The following is a 24192-nucleotide window of genomic DNA, read 5'->3' on the forward strand; positions in this document are numbered from 1 at the left end:
TAATTAGTTGGAATTTTTAAAATTCCAACTAATCCAGAATTTTTAAATTGTATAATTCCTTTTCCATACCACGGGTATCTCCATGCGTGTAAAATTTAACACCATACAATCTAATGTCGCTGTTTTCACCAATAATATTAATATTTTTTGGACGGATACTTTCTAACAATCTTTCCTTCCATTCATCTTTTTCTAGTAAATGTTCCCCTTTAGGTTCGATATAAATTTGATAAATAATATTACCATTATCTAAAACTAGAATAAAGTCAGGCATATAACCCTCATAATGTTTAATATCTTCATTTTTAAACTCGTGCAAACTCCAATTAGCAATAGTTTCCTCATTTCGAATTAAATAGACATTGTCATATTTTTTCTTAAAATCTTTAATCAAACTACCAATCATATTAATCAAAGAAGATTCTAGCTGATCTGTAATTGCATAATCATAAGGGAACCATTCATTATCCTTCATTTTTTTCGGACGGATAAGTTCGTTAATAAACTTCTTATTAGAGGCTTGTGGTACTAGCTTGCTATAATCTTTAACCACATCCTTTACAGCAACAGGCATAAACTCCTTTGTTCCTCGTTCTTTACGATGATTTTTGATAATTTTTTCTTGGATTTTATGTAAAGCAATATCTAAAACATTTAACTTTTCTAACATAGATAATTGAGACTTATACTGATCAGGAACTTGAGCACTTACTTTTAATTGCCCTAACCAATTAGGTGATTTGCTAAACTCATCTACTGATTTTAGCATTGGCAAATACTTTCTCATTTTATCAAAACGATAGAATTTATTTCTCGCTATGGCTTTCCTAATCAGTCGATAGTCATTCTTATCAGAAAAATCAACCACTTTATCATACCTAGTATTTGATTCTCGGACGTAAGAATACTCACCACGCAGTTCATTCTCTATAGTACTCATATTGTAATCAATAACCATGTTGAAGTTATCAATCCCATAATCACCAATATCTTTATATTCAGAATCAGGCACTGCTTCTGTTTTGTTATAAAACAGATTCCCGTATTTATAAAATGTCGTCTTTTTGAATGATGGTTTCACCTTAGCACTAAATGTCTGATAATTACTGTCTTGATTAACAATTAAATCCATATTATCAAATGATTTGTTCAAATTATCAATATATTTTGAATTATTAATCGTATGGTAATATAGCGTTTCAAGTAATTTCTTTTCTTGAGATGATGTCTGATCGAATCTTCTTGTATATGACCTTTTGCCTTCATAGCTAAATGGATAGTACCTTGCACCTCGTCCTATTAATTGTGCTTCAGAATTGGTCTGTTTAAGTGAATTGGATTCTTTTTCCTCTGATACTCGTACAATATCAAAAAGATTAAGAACATCCCATCCCTCTGTCAGTTTCGCAACTGCAAAAATAATTCTAAATGGATTGTTGATGTCTTCCAGAGTATTCAAGTTTTTAAAATCAGTGTTATTAGTTAGGATTCCTTTAGTACCAGCTTCGTTAACGTCAATAGTAGTATTAGGATTAAAATCTCTCTTAAGCTCTGATAAGGCTTTATCAATATCTTTAGATAGCCAATACTCATAGGTCATCGATAAAGCGTTACTTTGTGCATTTAGCTTTTGATTAGTCACTAGAAAATCATGAAGTGATTTAGTAGATAGATTTTTCATCTTTGCTAAGAATTCATCTTTAACAGCCTTAGAAGTCTTGATACGATTAGATTTAACTAACAGGATCGGTTTAAAGTTTGGAATATTTAGCTTCTCTGCTATTCTTTTACGATATTGACTTAACAATACTGCATTAAGTAATTTTTGCATATTGTCATTATTAGCCTGCAATCTAAAAACATTTTTAGAATAACCTTCATCCATAAACTGACTAAGGTCATATTTGTAAATAATCTTGTCTTTGTACTTTTCGTAAACTTCCTTTTTGTCAACATCAATTGTAGCTGTGAATTCTAATTGGCGGTTATGCTTATTAGAATCCCTAATTCTATCTAGCAAATTTTCCCAAGAATTTTCTTCACGTTGCTTTTTTTTAGTATCAGCATTAAAGTGGTGTGCTTCATCGGCTAAGATGATGATCTTATGCTTCTTTAAAGCGTCAAAGGTTAAAGCATTTTCTTGAGGATCATTTAATTCATTAGATAATGATTGAACCGTAGCAAGCTTGATATAAATGGTATTAACTTCTTGATTGATTGGAAAAGATTCTACCGCCTTTAGATCAATTCTTTCACCATCAATATTTATTGGAGCTGAAAATAGATACTTAGATGAATTAGTACTCAAGAAATTATCTTTTGTCTTGTCAACTACAGCAGTTGTATTAGAAACAAAAATAAAATTAGTGTAGTTAAATTCTTTATAATAATAAAGAATAATAGCAGCCATTATATCTGTCTTTCCAGACCCTGTGGCCATATTAAACATTAATTGATTATATTTTTCATCTGCATCTTTTTGTCTTTGTGACCAATCTAAAGAAAATAATGCAGTCTGTTGATATGGTCTCAGAGTATGTTTTAAATTTTCATCTATGTAATAAAAATCAGGAAGATTAGTAAAATAACTACTAATAGCTTTTTTAGCTTTTTCAAGAGTGCTAAAAGGCTTTATATTCATCACTTTTTTCACTATTCTTTACCTTCTTCATTTGAAGAATAAAAACTCTTATTAAATTTATAATCTGAATCAGATATTAAATCTTTAACATCTGCATCATCAATATTACTGTAATTGTAGTAGAGCTGGTTCTTATCAATAATTTTAACAAGTTCCTTTTTACGGTCTGAAAAAGACGGTAGTTCACCAGCTTTGAGGGATGATTCAAATTTATCTAGATCTACTCTAAAATCAATATCACCATTTTGTTTCATACGAGCATAAACAGACATTAGATCATCTATATCTTTTGCATTTTGAAGGTCTTTTAGATATCCTTGATTTTTCTCCATAAGTTCAGCATAAACAAAAGATCCACCTCCGTGCCAATTACATTTTTTTGATATTCCTGATTGTTCACCAGATATGACATTTTTTAGCCTTTTTAGCGATATTTTTATCTGAGAGTCAATTTGCTCCATTCCTATAAATCTTCTTCCCATTTTTAGTGCGGTCGCCTGTGTTGACCCAGAGCCCATGAAAAAATCAAGTACTAAGTCATTTTTTGAAGTCGAACTAGATATAATACGTTGAAGAAGTTTTTCAGGTTTCTTACCACTTGGAAACTCTACGCCTCCTTCATTTTTTATACTGCTCCATGAAATGTCATCCCAAAGAGTTCCAGCTTTTTCAGTTTTATATATATCTCCCTCTTCCATATAGGTTGTAGATGAAAGAAAACTAACTAATCTCTTAGTTTTACCAATAAACCCTACTTCAATAACTTTTCCTTTATTTTTTCCTGAAACTGGTTTATATCTCGCAATCGTATAACCATCATCCTGAACTGCATTTCTAACTCTATCTCTAATAGACGTTTGTGCATTTTCCGTCGTAAAGATTTCGTTTATATATTTTTTATATACATCAGTTTGAGAAATGTTTTCATCTTTGGCTAGTTTAGAAACTGATTTTATTTCGTAATTTTTCACATCAAACAGCTCTATTTTTTTCCCTCTGCCATCTTCAGTTTCCCCTATTTTTTTTAATATTCCCTTATTTACTAAGACATTAGTATATGCAAATGTTTTTCCTTCAGTTTTTCTTTCTTTAATATAATCACTTAGTAGGAATGGCTTTTTCTGAATATTAATTTTTGCTTCTGAATTAGCATAGACTAAAATAAATTCAACATTCTTTTTAAATTTTTTATCTTCACCACCGCCACTGGCACCAGAAGAAGATTTTGCCTTAATAACTATAGTATTCAGATACTTATTCTTAAATATTGAATCCATCAAAACTTTTAAATAAGCATGTTCTTTATCATCTGTTTGAACAAAAATCATACCATCCAATGATAATAGATCTTTTGCTATTTCTAGTCTATTTTTCATAAATGTAAGCCAAGCTGAATGATTAAATTTATCATTATATACAAAAGAATCTGATCCTGTATTATAAGGTGGGTCAATATAGATGAGTTTTACTTTCCCTGCATAAATTTTACTAATTGTATGTAGAGCAATAAGATTATTTCCCTTAATAATCAAATTATCTTCATCAGATATACAGGAGGCTGGTACACCCCCCCATTTGATCATATTTTGTAGCATTAACAAAAATTTTCGGCTCAAGTAACTCATCAATCTCAGGCTTAGCTAGTGTTTCATTTAAAAATGGTTCATCTGCATCTCCCGAATGTTCAACATCTTCTTTAGTCATACCAGCTTTTAAAACACAATCCTTATAAGGAAAATCAAGAACTACATCAGAAGAGTCATCAATATACCTTCCAACTGCTGTTAAGCCAATCTTATTGTTATATTTGGTAAAACTATCCTCCCAATACTCTTTGTAGCGAAGCATGTCTATAAATTTATTAAGTTCAAAAATTTCTACATCTGCAATCTTTGAAGTGTATGTCTCATGTAATAAGTCATCTTTTAAAATTGCAGTCATTAGATCTTTATCATAGTTATCAAGATCTTCAATTACAGTGTTTCTCTTTAGAGCACATCTTTAGTAAGGTACTTGTCTCCAAACTCCTCTAATACTTTCCGAATATGATCCATTGCTTTTGATTCTACAGCCATATTTTATTCCTCATCCTCCTTATAAACATTAATAATTACATTATATCAATTCAAAGCAAAGAGCCCGAAGGTTTTATTTAACTAAAGATTTCTTTTTTGTAGACTTTCGGCATATAATCTTATTAATTTAAGCTATTTTGTATGAAATGTTGTTCTCATTAATGCTGTTAAATCAGGATTTCCTCATCAACTAACATTGTCAGCTTACTCCCACTCAATCGTTGACGGTGGCTTACTGGTAACATCAAAGACTACACGGTTGATGTTGGGCACTTCGTCGACAATACGCGTTGAAATCTTTTGCAAAACATCCCATGGCAAGCGAGCAAAATCAGCGGTCATCCCATCAATTGATGTAACTGCACGAATACCAATAGTATAGTCGTAAGTGCGACCGTCACCCATCACGCCCACGGATTTGATACCGGGCAAAACAGTAAAGTATTGCCATACTTTTTCCTGTAAACCGGCCTTTTTAATTTCATCCCGCAAAATTGCATCACTGTCACGCACCAATTTGAGTTTATCCTCGGTTACTTCGCCAATAACGCGAATGCCAAGACCAGGTCCTGGGAATGGCTGCCGCCAAACCAAATCGTGCGGGATGCCTAATTTTTCACCCAGTTCACGCACTTCATCCTTAAATAACTTGCGCAAAGGTTCAATTAGTTTAAAGTGTAAATCCTTAGGTAACCCACCAACGTTATGGTGCGACTTGATTGTCTGGGCAGTATTTGTGCCACTCTCAATCACATCGGTGTACAGAGTGCCTTGGGCTAAAAAGTCTACATCCTTAATTTTCTTGGCTTCGTCCGCAAACACCTCAATAAACTCTTTGCCTATGATTTTCCGCTTTTGCTCGGGATCGGTGACACCTTTCAGCTTATTTAAAAAGCGCTCTTGGGCATTTACTCGAATGATGTTAACGCCTAAATCACGGTTCAAGGCAGCCATTACTTCATCGCCTTCGTTTTTGCGCAACATGCCATGATCCACAAAAATGGCTGTCAGCTGGTTGCCAATCGCTTTGTGCAGAAGGGTGGCGGTGACGCTGGAATCCACTCCACCGGATAAACCCAGGATTACTTTCTTATCCCCCACAGTTTTTCTAATTTCAGCAATTTGCAGGTCAATAAAATCGGTCATTGACCAGTCAGCTTTAGCACCGCAAACTTTAAAGGCAAAATTACGCAGGATATCAAGTCCATACTGCGTATTGCGCACTTCCGCGTGGAATTGAATACCATACATTTTGGCTTGATCGTTAGCAATAGCGGCAATTGGGCAATTTTTACTTGAAGCGACTGTTTCAAAGCCAGCGGGTGCCCCTGTGACCAAATCACCATGACTCATCCACACGTATTCATCTTTGGGCAATCCAGCAAATAAAACAGAGTTAGTATCTTCAACTTCGATGTCGGCACGACCGTATTCAGAATTAGCTGCTTTTTCGACCTTGCCGTTTAAATAAGAAGCCATTAGTTGCATACCGTAACAAATGCCTAAGATAGGAATGCCCAATTTAAAAATTTCAGGGTCAACTTTCAAAGCGTTTTGGTCATAAATACTGTTGGGCCCACCTGAAAAAATAATGCCCTTGGGGTTAATCTTTCTTATTTGGTCCATACTAATATCATGCGGCAACAACTCGGAATAAACCCCAAAATCCCGCAGCCTGCGTGTGATTAGTTGATTATATTGACTACCAAAATCCAGCACAATAATTTCATCAAAGTCACTAATATTCTTTTTCACCGACATCCAAGCTCCTTTACTAACTATCTTCAATACCATATCAACTTTACTAAGAAATAGGTCACTGGTCAACAATTTTTTAGCGTCATAGTAATAATTCACGAATATTTTTAAAAATAATTATCTAAATAATTCGCGATTTCATTCTAAAATTGGTCTTGCACATATTATGCGACTCTGTTACAATGCTTGCAACAGGAAAATAAATATCTATATATTGCCGTAATAAGGTCGGCAGTTTCTACTCAGAACCGTAAATTCTGAACTATGGATAATTTGGCATTTTATGTGGCTATTTGCTGCTTTAAAGGGCTTTTTTTACCATAGTTTTGGTAGAAAAAGCCCTTTTTGTGATGAAGGAGGAAAAAGTGAAATTATTAGAAGACCGGATTCGCAGTGACGGAGAAGTTTTACCCGGTAACGTTTTAAAAATCAACTCATTTTTAAATCATCAGGTAGATCCCGAACTAATGAAGAAAGTAGGAGAAGAATTTAGTCAACTATTTAAGGACAGTGGCATCACAAAAGTTTTGACTTGCGAAGCTTCTGGAATTGCACCGGGAGTAATGACAGCCTACGAATTACACGTGCCTCTGGTCTTTGCCCGCAAGAAAAAACCTGCAACACTTAATGATGCTGTCTATTGGGCCGATGTTTATTCTTACACTAAAAAAGTTACCAATCAGATTTGCGTTGAACAAAAATTCCTGCACAAAGATGACCACCTGTTAATTATCGATGATTTTCTAGCAAACGGAGAAGCTGTTAAAGGCATGATTAATATTGCTAACCAAGCTGGTACTGAAGTAGCTGGCGTCGGTATCGTAGTCGCAAAAACTTTCCAAGGCGGTAGCGACTGGCTTAAAGAACACGGCTATCGCCTTGAAGCATTGGCAGAAATCGCTAGTTTAGCTAACAATCAAGTACATTTTGTGGGAGAAAACTAATGGCAGAAAAAGAAGTTAGTCAGCAAAAAGCAGCGGTTTTAGGTTTACAGCACTTATTAGCAATGTATTCCGGGGCAGTCGCTGTACCCCTTCTAATTGGTAATGCACTAAAATTTTCTCCTGCACAAATGACCTATCTAGTTTCAATTGACATTTTCATGTGCGGCCTTGCGACACTTTTGCAATTAATGCGCAATAAGTACTTTGGTATTGGCTTCCCAGTCATTTTAGGTTGCGCCATTCAAGCAGTTGCCCCCTTGCAAATGATTGGGCAGAAATTCTCAATTAACGACATGTATGGTGCCATTATAGTTGCCGGCATTTTTGTCGTTTTAATCTCAGGCGTTTTTGCTAAAATTAAAAAATTCTTTCCACCTGTCGTAACAGGGACTTTAATCACCACTATTGGTTTAACACTTGTTCCAGTGGCAATTCAAAATATGGGTGGTGGCAATTCTGCTGCTAAAAGTTTTGGCAGTAGTCAAAATCTCCTTCTGGCTTTTTTCACCATGTTCATTATCTTGGCATTAGAAATTTGGACTAAAGGATTCATCAGGTCAATCTCAGTTTTAATCGGTCTTGTTGCCGGAACTGTCATTGCAGCTTGCATAGGACTCGTTTCCTTCACTCCAGTCATGGAAGCTTCTTGGTTCCACCTACCGCAACTCTTTTACTTTGGCGTACCAAAATTTGAATGGTCTTCCAGTCTGACAATGATCATCATTGCTTTAGTCTCAATGGTCGAATCAACCGGCGTATTCTTCGCTATCGGTGACCTCTTGCACCATGACGTCACCGAAGAAGACTTGAAAAAAGGTTACCGCGCAGAAGGCATCGCGCAGATTTTTGGTGGTTTATTCAACGCTTTTCCTTATACCACTTTTTCGCAAAATGTCGGTCTTTTGCAATTATCAGGCATAAAAACCAAGCGTCCGATTTATTGGGCTGGCGGATTACTCATGGCTATGGGTTTGTTGCCCAAAATTGGCGCAATGGTAACAATCATTCCTACCCCAGTTTTAGGTGGTGCCATGCTGGTCATGTTTACTATGATTGCTGTTCAAGGCATTAAGACTTTAGCTAAAGTTGACCTCAGTGATAACAATAATGTGCTAATTATTGCCATCTCAGTTGGACTTGGACTCGGCGTTACTATTTATCCCCAATTTTTCAAAAATCTGCCGGCTACTGTCCAATTATTTCTAAGTAATGGGATCGTAATTACCAGCTTGTCAGCTACTATTCTGAATTTCTTACTTAAAGGAGGTGATAGAAAGGCAAAACAAAAAACTCAAACTGCAAATATCATGTAAATAAAATTGTTTTTACCCTTGAGACAATTTTGTTTGCACCAAAAAAGTATCTTCAAAATAAGAAGATACTTTTTTAATTTGTAAATATTAAAGCGTGCATGTTAACTTTGTTGTTATCTTGACTGCCGATACCTAAAAATGAAAAACAGGTTGCCAGCATTTGTTCACCAATTTGCTTAAATGGCTTGTCAGCAATTTTTTCAGTATATTTCATAATTCCAATCGCAGTTATAAAAATTAGAAAGGACTGCGTCAAAGGAGTAACTGCTACTTCTTCACCACATTTTCTATACCCATTTATAAAGGAAGCAATTAGTTTTTGATTTAATCTAAAATCTTGGTAAAAAAGTTTAATGAAGTCCTGATAATTTACCCCCATGCGAGCGCGCTCAAAATCAATTAAACTCAGTTGCCCTCTAACAATTTTATAATTACGTAAACCTACATCCCCATGTAAAACAGTAGTTGCATGAGCCTTTAGGTCTTCTGCAATATCCGCTTTTCGCGTTGTAAATAAAGCTAACACTTGCAGCAGTCTGCTTTTAATTTCTTCATTCTGCAAACTATTACTGTCAAATTTTGCTTTCTCAAACAACCGATTATTAAGGTATATTCCAGAAAATGGTTTGACGTTTTGGTGAAAACGAGCTAACTGTATTCCCATCTTAAATGCTATATCAGAGGTAATTTGTCCTTTAACATCAGTTGGCGCCAAATCTTTCATGACCAAAACAAATTGTTGCGTTTGTTTGACAGCAAAGGAATCTAATACACGAGTATTTAGTTGCTCATTAACAGCTTTTTCGGTTAAGAATTTACCTTCTTGTGCAAAGACTTTGACAAATATTTTTTGCTTAAACTTTGCACTATCACCAACAAAGGTGCTGTTTTGTGACTCGTGTGTGATCTTTGTTAAGTCAGCTTGCAGTTTTTCTTGTAAAAATTTTTCTATAATCATTAGCCTAATTCTTTCATTTCACCAATTTGGGCAATGCCCAAGCAACTTAGCACAAAAGTAGTTTACCGGTTTTCTTGCCAATCAAGGTAGCAGTATAAAAACGTACCATAAACAATGTTTTTCTTTGTATTAATCATTTTTTTCACCCTCATATAAGAATAACTTGTCAACCGTTACCCCTAATATTTGAGCCAAGCGAAAAGAGAGTCCTAAAGATGGGTCATACTTATCATTTTCAATGGCGTTGATCGTTTGCCGAGTAACATGGGCAGCTTCGGCTAATTGAGCCTGTGAGTATCTCTGCTTTTTACGCAATTGAGCAATTCTATTTTTCACTAGTTCATTCTCCTGTCAAACATACTGGACATTTTTAGTAAAACATCTTTTTTATTTTGAGCCAACACCAAAAATATATTTTAGTTAAAATCTTTAAATCGAAAAAGTAATAATAATTTAGGCTTAAGTTTACTCATTTTTTTGCAAACAACCCGTTTTTTTTAATACAATATAGGTTAAGTGATTTTGAAAGGAAAGATTAAATGAAAAAAGCAGAATGTACGACTATTCTTGTCGGTAAAAATGCCACCATTGACGGCTCAGCTATGATTGCCAGAAGTGAAGACGGTGGCCGTGAAATAATTCCTGAAGGGTTTGAACTTATTACACCTGAAAAGCAACCTAAACACTATGAAAGTGTCATTAGTCACCAAAAGATTGATGATGAGGACTTAGCAGAAAAGCCTTTACGTTATACTAGTGCACCTGATGTCTCTGGTGAAAGCGGCATCTGGGGTGCAGCCGGAATTAACTCAGAAAACGTAGCAATGACTGCTACTGAAACTATTACCACAAATGCACGTATACAAGGCATTGATCCCCTTCTTGCAAAAGGCGGTCTTGGTGAAGAAGACTTTGTTACTTTGACATTGCCTTATATTCACAGCGCCCTTGATGGCGTTAAGCGCATTGGTTATTTGCTGGAAAAATATGGCACTTATGAAATGAACGGTATGGCTTTTGCCGACCACGATGAAGTTTGGTACCTGGAAACTATTGGTGGTCACCACTGGATTGCACGCCGCATCCCTGATGACGCCTACGTTGTTGCTCCTAACCGTTTAAACATTGATGAATTCCATTTTGGTAAAGATGGTTTCTTGGCAGACGATGCCTTAGAAGATTTGATCAAGGAATACCACTTAAATCCTGACCGTGAAGGATACAACATGCGACACATCTTTGGTAGCTCAACCATAAAAGACGCCCACTACAACAATCCACGTGCCTGGTTTGTTCACAATTACTTTGATCCAGAATTCGGTGGCAAGCCAAGTGATCAAGATCAACCATTTATTTGCCATGCTAACCGCAAGATTAGCATCGAGGACATTTGTTTTGTTGAAAGTTCCCACTATCAAGATACGCCATTTGATCCTTATGGCGACCAAGGTACTCCTGAACAAAAGAAGACCTTCCGTCCAATTGCCCTTAATCGCAACTTCGAAACTCATATCTTGCAAGTTAGAAATGACGTTCCTGAAGAAATTGCTGGCGTGCAATGGCTTTGCTTTGGTCCAAATACTTTTAACAGCTTTGTCCCATTCTACACGAATGTCAACGACACACCAGCCAGTTTCCAGACTGGTCCAAAGTTCGATTTGAATAAAATTTTCTGGTTAAACAAATTAACAGCACAATTGGGTGACACTAACTTTAAGGTCTACGGTGAACTAGAAAATGACTTTGAGCAAAAATCATTGGCACAATGTCACTTCATTCAACATGAAACTGATAAAAAAGTTGCAGGTCTGTCAGGCAAAGAAACTGAAGACTTATTAACTGAGGCCAACCAAAAGATGGCTGATCAAGTTTACGACAACACCATTGAACTGCTGGGTAACATGGTCAATGAAGGCCATAATCTAGCAACACTTAAGTTTGACTTGTTAGATTAGAACACTGAAATACAAAAAAGCGGTAGAGTATAAGCTCTGCCGTTTTTACTTTTCTTAAATAGAGTGTAATTTAATATTAGATCTAACAATTTTTTTCAGTATAGCTGACTGCTTATTAGTTATATATTCAAGGGTATATGATTTTATAATTAGATTAAACGAAAAGAGGATAATTCCTAAATTAAGTGAGCTATCCTCTTTTATATTTTGAAAATAATTTTTAATTCCTAAGTTTTGGTGGAAAAATTACCTGAAAGTGACTATAAGTTTTGGTACTTATTTAGTTTGGTGGTTGTTATTAGTCTAATTGAGCTTTAGTAGCTGCAATACTATTTTTTGGATTTCGGTTGACCATAATTAGTAAATTTTTTAGCAACTGCATCCATTTCTTTATCTGTCAGTGCAACTGGTTCACCCACAGACTTAGCGTAAATATATAGCTTACATAAAAACTCTATATTAACAGCATTACCTAAAGCAGATTCAATCGAATTTCCAGTGGCTAAAAGTCCATGGTTGGCTAATAAAATACCATGATCATCTCCCATTACTCTATATGCTTCCTCAGCAATTTCAGGTGAGCCGTAAATCTTGTAATCTGTACATTTAAGTTCTTTGCACATATCAGCAATTACATAGTGAATTGGCGGAACATTCTTTCTTAAACAAGACATAGCTGTGGCAAAATCTGCGTGAGCATGAATAACTGACAACACACCCGGTTTATTTTTATAAAAAATTGAATGCATTGCAAATTCACTGGAAGGTTTGCGATTTCCTTCCTTAATATTGCCGTCTAGATCCATAACCACTACATCTTCAAGCTTTGTATCATAATAGTTAATACCTGAAGGACTGATTAACATAACCTGATCTTCAGGAACATATATGCTAAGGTTCCCGCCTGTGCCAGTAGTCAGACCCTCGTCAACTAATTTTTTACCATATTCAACAATTTTTTTGCGTTCATTCAAATAATCCATAATTGCTACTCCTTATTTTGTATTATGCTTAAATTCAAATTTTCCCATACTTCAAAACTATCCTGCAAAGCTTTGCTCTCTTGGGGATAATATTCAAATCTAACTTTTGAAATACTGCTTTGATTATTCTTATTTAAAGCAGAATTAATCACTTCAAAGCATCCCATAATTGATGGTTCCTGGAAGTTTTCATAAACCTTTACCGGCAAATCAGTTATATTTGCGACAACTTGTGGTATTATTCTAGAATTTAATCCTCCACCGCAAGCGACAATTGATTTATAGTTAAAATTCTGATCCCTTTTTAATTGTTTAACTTTACGTGCGATTGAAAATCCAATGTCTAATGCTATAGCCCCAATTAATTGCTCCTTAGTTATCGAATCTGGAAAAGGAGGCGAAATGAAAAATCCCCCATATTTGCGAGCATTATTCTTTTTTAAAAAACTTTGAGTGGTAAAGCTGGCAAATATATTTTGAATATTATTCAAATCTACTGTTTCTTCAATACTTTGATAAGAACTATTTGGAAGAAAGAATTTCTTGGCTTTCTCATAGTTAAGTCCGGTTACTCCCGGATTATACTCTAAAACATAATTATTTCCCTTTAAGTCCAAATCTAACCAATGATCTTTATTTATATCAGGAGTCTTTGTTCTTAAATTGATCGGACTGGTTGTACCTGAAACTAAACATAAAGTGTTTTTTTCATTATCTGGTAGTACGGCTTTCATAGCCAACTGGGTATCTGCACCACCAACTATAAACTTGCAGTCATCATTTCTAATACCAAATTTTCTTAATAAATCTTTATTCGTAATTTGATATATAGTTTGAGAAGCCACAAGTTCAGGTAAGGAAATTGAATCTAACTGAAAAATACTAATTAATTCTGGATCCCAACATTTTTCAAACAGATTAAATATTTGGGTTTCAGCTGCTTGAGAAGGTTCAATAATACATTTATCACAGAATAACAAAGCAAACAATTCACTTAAACTGGTAAATGAATAAACTTTATGAAAAAGTTCTGGTCGTTCTTCTCTTAGCCCAGCTAATTTCATAGCAAGAAAATCACCTGAAATATTTCTAGCAGTTTTATCAAAAACTAACTGTTGAAACTTTGAATATTTGCTAACAAAACGATTCCCTCTGTCATCTATATTTGGAATACCAAAGATAACTTTTTTGTTTTTATTTAGGCAGAAAAAAGTTTGCCTTGCTCCTGAAACTGTTATAGCAGAGATATTTATATCAAAAGTTTCCAGTACTCTTTTTGTCACGATTTCTAAATTATTCAAAAATAATTTAAAATCTATAAACATGCCTCCAAAATTATCTTTCTGATAAACATTTTTAACATGCTGAATATCATAAATTTTTCTATCTTCATCAACAAGAGCTACTCTGCTGCTACCTGTACCAACATCAATTAATAAATAAAAGTCTTTATTATTCATTATATTAACCATCTAAAACATTACTATTAATAATATTGGCTTTTTGATAATTTTTCTTAAGATAATTTATCAGTGAATTTACTGCAATTTCAGATTGATGTAAAACCACTTCATATGTTGAGCCACAAATATGTGGTGTTGAAATTACATTATCTAATAAAGCTAATTTTAGATCATCTTTATTTTCAGGTGGTTCAACATCTAAAACATCTATAATGCCTCCACTAATCTGCTTTTTGGCTAAACAGTCATATAAGTCTTCAGTATTTACCACCGCTGATCTAGATGTATTTACAAATAAGGAACTCTTTTTCATTAAACTAAGGTATTTGCGATCAATCATACCTTTAGTTTCTGAAGTTACTGGTAGATGAAGAGAAACAATATCAGAATTTGTAAACAAAGTTTCTAAATCTGTCTTTTTTGCGCTAGTATTCGTTGATTCAACATAAGGATCATAAAATAGCATTTTACAGCCAAAATTTTCAAGCAATTTTGCTGCCGTTTTAGCAACAGCTCCAAAACCTACAAAGCCTATTGTTTGCGAATATAATTCGTGACCTTTCCAAATATAATAAGGAGTTGTGCCCGGCTTCCAATTTCCATTCAGCACCCATTTGTTTGCTTGAATAATCTGTCTTTGCTTGGTAATTATCAGACCGACCAACATTTCAGCAACAGCTTCAGCATTTCTTGCTGGGGTATGTATTAAGGGTATTTTGTATTTATTAACCGCATCTACATCAATATTTTCTGGTGTAGATCTGCAATCTACAATAGCCTTCAAATTTGATGATTTGGCTAAAACCTTGTCATTGATTTGATCTAATTCAGTAATGAGCACATCTGGATTAATCTCTGACATCTTTTTAGCCATTTCATCTGGATAAAAGCGCTCACCATTCTTTGTCCATGGATCATAGACAATTTCACTAAAATACTGCTTTAATTGTTCTCGATATTTTTCAGTTATCTCAGCTCTGATATAAATTTTCATATAAAACTCCTCAAACATTTTAAAACTTTGAATTCCAGGAATAATTTGTTTATTAAGCATGTAAGGCTCAGAAAAGAAATTTACTTTCCTAATATTCAACCTTACAAGTTTTTATAAGCGCTTACAGTTTCATTATAGCATCGCAAACTCTAAATACAATAAAAAACAGTAAAAAAAGCAACTTTTTTATTACTTTTATTGTCTTTTTTACCGTTTTAAAGCATAAAAAATGATGAATAGCTGTTTGGACAAACAGTAATTCATCATTTGGCTATTTTTAATAAATTATGACACTTCTAAATTTTTATTTAGGCTATCCGAGTAATCCGAATGTTTCTCTATAATATCAGTCACCTTCTGTTTATTCTTCTTGTAGTATATGAATTGAACGACATACAGCAATACTATTATTCCAATTATAAGAGGATTTTTCGTTAAAAATCCGATCGTGATTAGCCCCATCAGAATGTTAGCAGCAACAAAACCTATTACCATAAGACTCCCCTTTGGCATAGTTACTCCTGTTTCTCTAGCAATCTTAGTAAACATTGGTGCAAAATAAGAACCGATATAGAGCTGACCTGTGAATATTATTATATCCATAATCAAAGCTTTAAAAATGTTTCCGTTTGATAAGGCTACATTAATTTCAGAGTCATAAGCAAAGCCTGTAAGGCACATTACTGGCACAACTAAATTACCAGGTAGAACAAAAGCGAGAATAAGAGCAAATGGAATCATCAAAATTCCAGTAGTCAAAGTAGCAGTTTCACCGTAACCTAGTGCATCATTGACAGCAACATACCATTCACGACCACCTTTCTTCATTGATTTTTGTGAAGCAGAAGTGATACTCGAAAATGAAGCTGCAAAAATGCTGCCCACTTTTGGAAAGATAGTCATAACAGCAGCTGTAGTAACAGCAGTAGTTAAAATTTGCCCCCAAGATTTAATTGAGGTCAGCATAGTAAAGTTTCCTATCAAGCCTAATAGCATTCCGACAATGAATCCAATAATCATTGGATCACCCAAAAAGCCTAACTTTTCTTGAATTTTTTTAGGATTAAGTTGTATTTTGTCGGCTCCTAGTTTAGATAAAACATAATTTAAAATTAATGCAATTGGTACATTACATACTTGGTGTGGCGCAGTCAGCGTACATTGAGGGTAGCCGTAATAAGTAGACCACCTGGTAGCAATCATTTCTGAATACAATAAACAAACTAAGTTGCCGAAAAGCATTAAGAAACTGGCCAGCCAGACATTTTTAGTCATTAAGTATAATTCTGACCCCCAAAGTATCAATGAGTAATTATTCCACAAATCACTTGGCATAAAAACATTTGTCCATTTTACCGCAAATAAAAATATTTGGAAAACTAGTAAGATACCGATGAAAATCATGCCAATATGGGTTGAGTATGCTATTACAGCTGTTGCCTGCCATCCAATATCCAAAACTGGTAGATTGAGATGAGCAATTTTTAACATTTTATCTACCACCGGAGAAATTACTGGAGTAAAGTAGTCAGTTATCATACTAAAACCAACTAATCCAACTGCGGCTAAAATTGCTGAATTAAATGCCTTTTTTACATTAATCCTCATAAATAAGCAAATAATAAAGATAACAACCGGGACAAAAATATTTGGACCAAAGGTATCCATAATTGTTTTAAAAGTTTGCATATTTTCTTCCCACCTTTCTTTTATAAATAATTAGGTTATTCAATTTTTAAGGCTTTTTTGATTTGAGAATATACTTCTTCTTCGTCAATTCCTGTTAACAGTCCTGTACCATTTATGATTGGTACATCAAAATTTCCCGGTATTGGAGAAGTATAGACAACAATATCGAATTGACCTTCTGGAATTCTTTCCGAAGCCTGTTGTGGGTTTAACTCTTGTGAATTAACCGTATAACCTAATGACTCAATATAAGCAGACGCTTTTTCAGCCACCATTGTCGAACTGACTGTTCCTGAACCACAAACTGCTAAAAGATTTATTACTTTTGCCATAATTATCTATTCCTTCCATGATATGAGTGTGTTATAAATATTTTTTGAATGATAAACCTTATCTAAATAGTTTTTGTCTTGAAATAAAGCCATAAGTTCACGCAAATCTTTAAGTTGTTCCTGGCCTCCAGTTGAACAAATAAAGAAAACCAAATAGACCTCAACTTTAGTCTCAAAGTCACCCATTTGTCGAAACAATACTGGTTTATTTAGCCGAGCAACCAATATGCCGTCTTTTTTAATATTGACAGGATCACAGTGGGGTATTGCTACTCCGACTGATTTTGTTCTTAATCCTGTTGGAAAAACTGATTCTCTTTTAACTAAAGCTTTTAAATAACTTTTCCTTGTGTAACCTTCTTGGAACAGCTTATCCGCCGCCAATTTAAATAATTCTTCTTGTTCTACCTCAAGATTGTCTAAAAGCAAGTTTTTATTGAATTTCATCTAATCACCTCTATTAGAAGAATGCCTTAATTGAGTAGTGCTTGACTTTTAAAAACATTTCTTAATATTGAAGTATTTAATAAAAGTTCTCTTTACCAAAATTTGAGTAAGCACTTAGATTATAGGGTGAAAATATACCTTTATCTGTTACAATACCGTCAATTAAATATGGTGGGGTTATATCAAAAGCGGGGTAAATGGAATTAACACCATCAACTGCAATCTTTTGACTTCCAAATTGTAAAGCCTGTTTTGAGTCACGGTATTCTATTTTTATTGTTTCACCAGTTAATTTGTCTTGATCAGGAATACCAGTAACAAAATACGGTATCCCAATTCTTTTAGCCAAGATAGCTATTTGCTTTGTACCAATTTTATTAGCTATATGACCATCCATAGCAATCGTATCAGCAGCCGATGTATAGAAGTCAATGTCTCCTCTTTCAAGAACAAAATTAACCATATTATCGTCAATTACTGTAGTGTCAAAACCAGCTTCTTGAAAACAGCTGGCAGTTAGTCTGCTACCTTGTAAAAAGGGTTCAGTAACGGCATCATAGGCTTTTAAAGTTTTATTCGTCTCTTTTGCTCTTCTAATTATGGCTCCAATAATGGTTTCGCCATAACATTGAGTCAAAAAACTTGAATTATTTGGCATAATATCAACTAAATAATTGCCAACTTTTTGCATAGTCATATAGCGGCGGTTTAAAGAATCTATTGTGTCATTAAAGGCTGCTTCAATAGCTGACTTACCATTTTTGATAGCTTCCTTTTGTTGTTTCAATGCTCTATTGGTTATTGCTGAATATCTATTTGCTGTGGTAGGTCTTGCATTACCTAATTCACAAGCTGCTTTAGTTAGGAAGGAAATCTGTTCGTCTTCTGACCTATCCTTGCATTGATAAGCAGCAAGAGCCATTCCCATGCCCACGGCAGTATACGGACCGGCACTTTGAGTAACCATATCTTGAATTGCCTTAATAACTTCTTGATAAGTTTTACAATAAGCAAACTTTTTTTGACCTGGAAATACTCTACGGTCTAATATTCTTACTTGTCCATCCTCATACCAAGCGACATTTTCGTATTGTAAAAGAAATGGCATACCGCTATCTTGTCTTTGCATAATTTATCCCTCCTGCTTAATTATTTGTGCGATAATCACATCTATATCTAAAATAATCTCAGTGCCATTGTTATATTCTTTGCGATTTAGGATCAAATCAATTCCGATCTTTATTAGTATTTTCATTACTAAATTTTTTATTTCTTGATTCTCAATTGACGTAATTTCAATTACTTTAGAATCTCCAACTGTTCTGCGAATTATTTCGGTACCCGCATAACCTAAAGTATCATTTTTGATAGAACGCAAATACTGATTTTTAAATTCACGCTCACGGTAAAATGGGAATTCAACAATTTGATCATATTTATTGGCCAATTTGGTAAAAGTTTTGTCAAAAACATTCTTAATAGCGTCGTGAAGCCAACTAATAATTTCGGTATTATCTTCTTTAAATTTAGCTTTAAAAGTTTTCTGTACTACATAAGGGAATATCAAATTACCAATCACATTCCCAATGTCATAACCAATGGGACCGTAAAAAGCAAATTCACTATCGAAGACACGAATATCGTCAGTGTTGATAAAAATTGATCCGCTATGTAAGTCGCCATGAATTAAAGCTTGAGCATTATTCATGAAATTATTGCGCAATTGACCAATGTTGGCTTTCAGCACATCATTATTGTATAAATTAATTGTCACAAAATCAGTTAGCCGTTTATCAAAAGTATTCCTATTATTATAATCATAATAAGGTTCTGTTAAAACAAGATCCTCACTAATTTGGCAAGTTCCAGGATTAACAAATTCTTTTACCAAGTTTTTTTTGGTTGTACTTTCTAACACTAAGTCAGTTGTGGGAAGTAAAACATTAACCATAAAATTACTTATTTGTTCGTCAAATTTAGGATAAATATGCTTTTTTTGTAACTCATAGCGCAAATTTTTAAAATTGGAAACATCCTCCATCAATATTACATGCATGGTCTCATTGTAATCATAAACTTCGGGAACCTGTCCGCCACTTAATTTACGCTGAATCTCTAAACATCTTTCTTCAATATGACCCCTATACTGATCAAGAGGATTACCAGAAGTTCTAATGGTTTCTCCCGTTTGCTTTAAAATTAATGATTTTTTACCATCACTTACTTTGTAAACATGGTTAATATTGCCATCACTTACTTCTTTTACTTTCAATTTTTGAGCATTTTCATGTTCAAAAAAATTGGTATGATCGATTACATATTGCTTAGCATTTTCTTCGTTTAGATTAAAATATCTTTTATAGTCCATATTTCCTCCTAAAAACTAACATTATCTGATTTTTAAGCAGTTACAGATTGATTGGAAAAATCTTTTGACAAATGCCCTTCGTCATCCAAAGCCTCAAAATTATTATAAGTATCTTCTTTTTTGCTCTTAGGAAAACTAATGAATGCAAAAACCACTGCTGAAATTAAAGTTAAATAGCAATACCAAACAAAAGGCATCACAGAAACAGGAGAAACTTTTGCCATACCACCAGAAACTAGCAGCTGACCTGCATATGGAATTAGTCCCTGAACGTTTGTAGCAAACATAGAAAGTATTGCTGCCACGCGTTTTCTCGATAAATTAAATTTTTTACCAATGGTAACTGCCATCGGACCAACAGCAACGATTGCAATTGTATTATTAGTTGTAGCAATGCAAAGTAAAATAATTAGCATTCCAATTGAAAGTTCAGCTCCATGTTTTGTTTTAGTATATTGTCCGAGCTTATCAATTAGCCATTGAATTCCGCCAAGATACTTCATCATTTCGACTACGCCACCAACAAATACGGCAATAATAGCCATATCTTCCATGCCGGCCATGCCTTTTTGAATGTATGCCATTGAGCTTATCCAACCAAAATCACCATGTAACACTCCAATGAATATACCAGAAACTATACCTAATGTTAGTACGGACATTACATTCATACCAATTAAAGACAATATTATAACCAAAGCATAAGGAATAATATCGACGAAACTAAACTGATAACCACTAGTTAAAGAAACACTCTTGATTGGCACAAATGCCAGAGCAATACAGTTAATAATTATAGCCGGTATATAAGCAAGAAAATTTAATTTGAACTTATCACGCATCAAAACTTTTTGACTTTGAACTGCGGCTATTGCTGAAGCGGAGATAAATGAATTATTGTCACCAAACATTGCCCCTCCAACTACAATACCAGCCATTAATGCAGGATTCACACCTGTTTTATTAGCAACATCTATAGCAACTGGCATCAATGCAGCAATCGTACCCATTGATGTTCCCATTGCAAAACTTAAAATCATACCAATGAGAAATACTCCAGGTAGAATTAAATTTTGCGGTAATATACTCAATCCTAAGTTGGTAACCGAAGAAACTGCATGCATTTTAGTAGCAACACCCTGAAAAGCGCCTGCTAAAATGAATATAACGACCATTGTCATTAAATTTGTTTCTCCTCCACCTTGACAAAAAAGTTTTACTTTCTCAGATAATTTCATATTTTTTTGTCCATTTTGCGGTGGTATAGCAAAGGAAATAATCGCAGCTATGATCATTCCCACCAACAAAGGCATACTATCAAATTTGCCACTAATTAATCCTGATAAAACATATAAAATCAAAAATCCAATAAGTGGCATAAGACCAGTAAATGACCCTTTTACTTTTTGTTCATCCATAATTAACCTCTTAACTTAACTACTCTTTTTTAGCAAGCGCTTACAGTAAATAATTATAACAGCTATAATTTGCAAATCAATACAAAACAAACAAAAAAGATAAAAAAGAAATTTTATTTTATCGATTATCTTTGAAAAATAACTTTTTGTTGTCAAAACTATTGAAATCGATTTCATATTGTGAAATACTTTTAGTAGTTCATGTGAACAAGTTGTTAGTTAAAAAATTATTTATTTGGAGGTAAATATGCAAAATTTTAATTATCATAATCCTGTCGCAATTTATTTTGGCGAAGGAAAAGAAAAACTTATCGGCAAACTAGCCAATAAATACAGTAAAACCAAAAAAGCCCTAGTGCTTTATAGTGGTGACTACTATGAAACATTAGGAATTTCAAAAGTAATAAAAACTAGTTTTAACGAATATGGAATTACATACCAGGAGAACGGCGAAATAGTACCTAATCCTAGAATAGAGTTAATTGACAAGCTGGTTGATACTGTCAAAAAGGAAAACATTGATTTTATTCTCGCAGTGGGTGGAGGTTCTGTTATTGATACTGCCAAAGCTGTATCGGCAGGAGCTCTTTATGATGGTGAAACTTGGGATTTTTATACAGGCAAAGCTGAACCTAAAGCTGCATTACCTGTTGGGATTATTTCAACTGCTGCTTCTTCAGGATCAGAAATGTCAAATGACAGTATTGTTAACAATAAAGACCATAAACTTACTTTAGAAAACAATATTATTCTGCCCAAGTTTGCAATTATGAATCCAGCATATACTTTAAAATTTCCTTTATATCAAACTGGAGCTGGGCTCTCTGACATGATGACCCATATGCTTGAACGTTATTTTACTACTGTAAAAGATGTAAATTTGACTGACAGACTTCTTGAAGGAGCAATTAAGGCTTTGATGGTTACTGCTACAAAACTTAAACAGAACCCAGAAGACTACCAAGTGCGTGCTGAAATCATGTGGTCTTCAATTGTTGCTCATAACAGTTTTTTAGAATGTGGGCGTGAGCCAGACTGGGCATCTCATAGAATCGAAAACGAGCTAAGTGCTGAATACGGCATTACCCATGGTGAGGGTATGGCAATTGTATTTCCAGCATGGATGAAATACACCAGTCAATTCTTACCTCAAAAATTTATTCAACTCGGTGAGAGACTGTTCAATCTTGACAGTTTCGAATACAGCGATCAAGAAATTATCGATATTGTTATTATGAAATTCAAAGAATATTTTTCAAATGTTGGTATGCATAAGAATTTGCGTGAAGTGGGAATAAAAGATGACAGTAATTTCAAAAAGATGGCACTTAACGCGACACAAAATGACAGTAATCCTATAGGACATTATAAGAAATTAACTTCAGATGACATTGTACAGATTTATAAATATGCTTTATAAAAAAGAAAACTAATTATTTTTCCGTTATATATCCTTCCTTACTTTTAGATAAAACTTAGAAAGCAAGTCCAATTAATGAGTATTATTTTCCCCCTATAATTTCAATTTGGTACTCAAGACAATAAAGGACTTGTTTTTTAATATTTAAACATCATAAAACGGAAAAGATAAATTTTTTCTATAAGTAACAACATTGAATGAAAACTTTTTATTTTAAAAAGATACAAATAATTTTATATTTACTTTTTATTTTTTTGGAGAAACTTGTATGAAGAAGATATATAATCTATTTATCCTTATCGTTTATATTCTTTTATTAATTAATATGATGATTAAATTTCTACCAAATATAATTGCTGTAGCGATTTCATTGATAATACTAATTCCAGCAATTCATGATCGTTTAAAAAGTAGGCATAATAAGGGTTTTTAGATACAATTATCAAGGGGGGAAAAATAAAAATATGAAATTTGAAAGATTAAATGAAATAGAAAATATTTTAAAGATTAATGGTAGTGTATCGGTTAACGATCTTTCTAAGAGGTTCAAAGTGTCAAAAGAAACCATAAGAAAAGATTTAGATTACCTATCTTCCAAAAAGAAAATAGGTAGAGTGCATGGCGGAGCCTATTCGTTTGAATATAATAAAAGTGTACCCTATAGTGCTCGGGACAAAATGCTAGTAAATGAAAAGAAAGAAATTGCAAGTATAGCAGCAGATTTAATAGATGATGGTAATACATTATTTATTGATTCTTCTACTACATCTATTCAAGTTTTGAAAAAATTATTGAGTGACGGTAAAAAATTAAAAGTAATCACCAATTCTCTTACTTGCGCAAATATAGCTTTAAAGAATGATAATATCGATATTTACATGATTGGTGGTTCCTTAAATAAGAAAAACATGAGTTTCAAAACACAAACTCCAGAAATATATAATTCATTCAACGCCGATTATGCTGTTTTAAGTCCATCTGGTATTGATGTAAAGTGCGGAATAACAGATAAAAGTGCTTCTTCTTCAAAAATGCTTAGTTCATTTATTAAAAGAGCCAAGCATACTTTAATCGTTGCTGATCATTCAAAACTTGATTCTGTTTCAGCATTTTCTGTAAGTCCGTTAACAGAAATTGACGGAATAATTACTGATAAAATAAATGACAGCAATTCATGGCAAAGTGCGGCTCAAAAGTATTCTTTCTTTATTAAAGAAATTTAATCTATTTAAATTAAAAACATTTAAAAAGTGCTCCTAAACATATCTGATGTGAACCCTAAAATTAGGACACTTTATATTAGCTGCTAACTGAGGACTAGCTTCCGATATTCAAGCGGAGTTAGTCCTTTTAGTTTGATTTTGATTCTATTCTGATTGTAATACTCAATGTAGTCTCTGATTGCGTCTTCCAGTTCAGTGAGATTCTTAAACT

At 33.7% G+C, this 24192-nt stretch carries 21 protein-coding genes and 1 riboswitch; of the genes, 5 read left to right on the top strand and 16 right to left on the bottom strand.

Annotated features, from left to right (window positions below; all coding sequences use genetic code 11):
- Positions 1-28 precede the first annotated feature (28 nt).
- From F5ESL0261_RS07810 to guaA, 4 genes are all read right to left on the bottom strand, one after another.
- On the bottom strand, positions 29-2641 hold the full coding sequence (locus tag F5ESL0261_RS07810; protein ID WP_122052808.1) for a DEAD/DEAH box helicase family protein: 2613 nt from the start codon (positions 2639-2641) through the stop codon (positions 29-31).
- An 11-nt stretch (positions 2642-2652) separates the two neighbouring features.
- Complete coding sequence (locus tag F5ESL0261_RS07815; RefSeq protein ID WP_199699946.1) at positions 2653-4224, bottom strand: site-specific DNA-methyltransferase; 1572 nt, start codon at positions 4222-4224, stop codon at positions 2653-2655.
- Positions 4184-4582 (bottom strand): site-specific DNA-methyltransferase, encoded by a 399-nt coding sequence (locus tag F5ESL0261_RS10310; protein WP_370448913.1) that lies wholly within the window; start codon positions 4580-4582, stop codon positions 4184-4186. Before F5ESL0261_RS10310 ends, F5ESL0261_RS07815 begins: the two co-directional genes overlap by 41 nt.
- A gap of 338 nt (positions 4583-4920) precedes the next feature.
- Positions 4921-6471 carry a glutamine-hydrolyzing GMP synthase gene (guaA, locus tag F5ESL0261_RS07820; RefSeq protein ID WP_122052809.1) on the bottom strand — a complete coding sequence of 517 codons (1551 nt, stop codon included), beginning with the start codon at positions 6469-6471 and terminating at the stop codon, positions 4921-4923.
- A 190-nt stretch (positions 6472-6661) separates the two neighbouring features.
- Positions 6662-6759: riboswitch (purine riboswitch) on the top strand.
- 80 nt (positions 6760-6839) lie between these two features.
- Between guaA and F5ESL0261_RS07825 the strand changes: the two genes are divergently transcribed.
- Together F5ESL0261_RS07825 and F5ESL0261_RS07830 are read left to right on the top strand one after the other, a co-directional pair.
- Entirely contained in the window at positions 6840-7418 is a 579-nt protein-coding gene (locus F5ESL0261_RS07825; RefSeq protein WP_122052796.1) for a xanthine phosphoribosyltransferase, read from the top strand.
- A complete protein-coding gene (locus tag F5ESL0261_RS07830; RefSeq protein ID WP_122052797.1) occupies positions 7418-8731 on the top strand; it encodes a nucleobase:cation symporter-2 family protein in 1314 nt (437 codons plus the stop codon). Before F5ESL0261_RS07825 ends, F5ESL0261_RS07830 begins: the two co-directional genes overlap by 1 nt.
- Before the next feature lie 73 nt (positions 8732-8804).
- Here F5ESL0261_RS07830 and F5ESL0261_RS07835 read toward each other — a convergent pair whose 3' ends face one another.
- A complete protein-coding gene (locus F5ESL0261_RS07835) occupies positions 8805-9689 on the bottom strand; it encodes a phosphotransferase (RefSeq protein ID WP_122052798.1) in 885 nt (294 codons plus the stop codon).
- A gap of 129 nt (positions 9690-9818) precedes the next feature.
- Positions 9819-10025, bottom strand: a complete 207-nt coding sequence (locus tag F5ESL0261_RS07840; protein ID WP_122052799.1) for a helix-turn-helix transcriptional regulator — start codon at positions 10023-10025, stop codon at positions 9819-9821.
- A 203-nt stretch (positions 10026-10228) separates the two neighbouring features.
- Here F5ESL0261_RS07840 and F5ESL0261_RS07845 point away from each other — a divergent pair, with 203 nt between their 5' ends.
- A complete protein-coding gene (locus F5ESL0261_RS07845; RefSeq protein WP_122052800.1) occupies positions 10229-11644 on the top strand; it encodes a C69 family dipeptidase in 1416 nt (471 codons plus the stop codon).
- Between the two features lie 329 nt (positions 11645-11973).
- On the opposite strand, the gene F5ESL0261_RS07850 is transcribed toward F5ESL0261_RS07845, so the two are convergent.
- From F5ESL0261_RS07850 to F5ESL0261_RS07890, 9 genes are all read right to left on the bottom strand, one after another.
- Positions 11974-12627, bottom strand: coding sequence for an L-fuculose-phosphate aldolase (locus F5ESL0261_RS07850; RefSeq protein ID WP_109586648.1), 654 nt, complete (start codon positions 12625-12627; stop codon positions 11974-11976).
- A gap of 5 nt (positions 12628-12632) precedes the next feature.
- Positions 12633-14087, bottom strand: a complete 1455-nt coding sequence (locus tag F5ESL0261_RS07855) for an FGGY family carbohydrate kinase (RefSeq protein WP_158595209.1) — start codon at positions 14085-14087, stop codon at positions 12633-12635.
- A 4-nt stretch (positions 14088-14091) separates the two neighbouring features.
- Complete coding sequence (locus F5ESL0261_RS07860) at positions 14092-15084, bottom strand: 2-hydroxyacid dehydrogenase (RefSeq protein WP_122052810.1); 993 nt, start codon at positions 15082-15084, stop codon at positions 14092-14094.
- A 285-nt stretch (positions 15085-15369) separates the two neighbouring features.
- The gene (locus F5ESL0261_RS07865; RefSeq protein WP_122052802.1) at positions 15370-16773 is read right to left on the bottom strand and encodes a PTS galactitol transporter subunit IIC; all 1404 of its coding nucleotides are present in this window, start codon (positions 16771-16773) and stop codon (positions 15370-15372) included.
- A gap of 35 nt (positions 16774-16808) precedes the next feature.
- Positions 16809-17105 (bottom strand): PTS fructose transporter subunit IIB, encoded by a 297-nt coding sequence (locus F5ESL0261_RS07870; protein ID WP_122052803.1) that lies wholly within the window; start codon positions 17103-17105, stop codon positions 16809-16811.
- Positions 17106-17111: 6 nt separating this feature from the next.
- A complete protein-coding gene (locus F5ESL0261_RS07875) occupies positions 17112-17552 on the bottom strand; it encodes a PTS sugar transporter subunit IIA (protein ID WP_109586653.1) in 441 nt (146 codons plus the stop codon).
- A gap of 76 nt (positions 17553-17628) precedes the next feature.
- On the bottom strand, positions 17629-18681 hold the full coding sequence (locus tag F5ESL0261_RS07880; RefSeq protein WP_122052804.1) for a s-methyl-5-thioribose-1-phosphate isomerase: 1053 nt from the start codon (positions 18679-18681) through the stop codon (positions 17629-17631).
- Positions 18682-18684: 3 nt separating this feature from the next.
- A complete protein-coding gene (gene mtnK / locus F5ESL0261_RS07885; RefSeq protein WP_122052805.1) occupies positions 18685-19920 on the bottom strand; it encodes an S-methyl-5-thioribose kinase in 1236 nt (411 codons plus the stop codon).
- A 32-nt stretch (positions 19921-19952) separates the two neighbouring features.
- A complete protein-coding gene (locus tag F5ESL0261_RS07890) occupies positions 19953-21338 on the bottom strand; it encodes a Na+/H+ antiporter NhaC family protein (protein ID WP_109586656.1) in 1386 nt (461 codons plus the stop codon).
- Positions 21339-21585: 247 nt separating this feature from the next.
- Here F5ESL0261_RS07890 and F5ESL0261_RS07895 point away from each other — a divergent pair, with 247 nt between their 5' ends.
- Entirely contained in the window at positions 21586-22758 is a 1173-nt protein-coding gene (locus F5ESL0261_RS07895; protein ID WP_122052806.1) for an iron-containing alcohol dehydrogenase, read from the top strand.
- Positions 22759-23222: 464 nt separating this feature from the next.
- A complete protein-coding gene (locus F5ESL0261_RS07900) occupies positions 23223-23981 on the top strand; it encodes a DeoR/GlpR family DNA-binding transcription regulator (protein ID WP_122052807.1) in 759 nt (252 codons plus the stop codon).
- 83 nt (positions 23982-24064) lie between these two features.
- Here the strand turns inward: F5ESL0261_RS07900 and F5ESL0261_RS07905 are convergent.
- A partial coding sequence (locus F5ESL0261_RS07905) for an IS3 family transposase (protein WP_147446222.1) occupies positions 24065-24192 on the bottom strand: 128 nt, incomplete at its 5' end.

Origin of the sequence: Lactobacillus sp. ESL0261 (genome assembly GCF_003693025.1) — a bacterium.
Classification (GTDB): domain Bacteria; phylum Bacillota; class Bacilli; order Lactobacillales; family Lactobacillaceae; genus Lactobacillus; species Lactobacillus kullabergensis.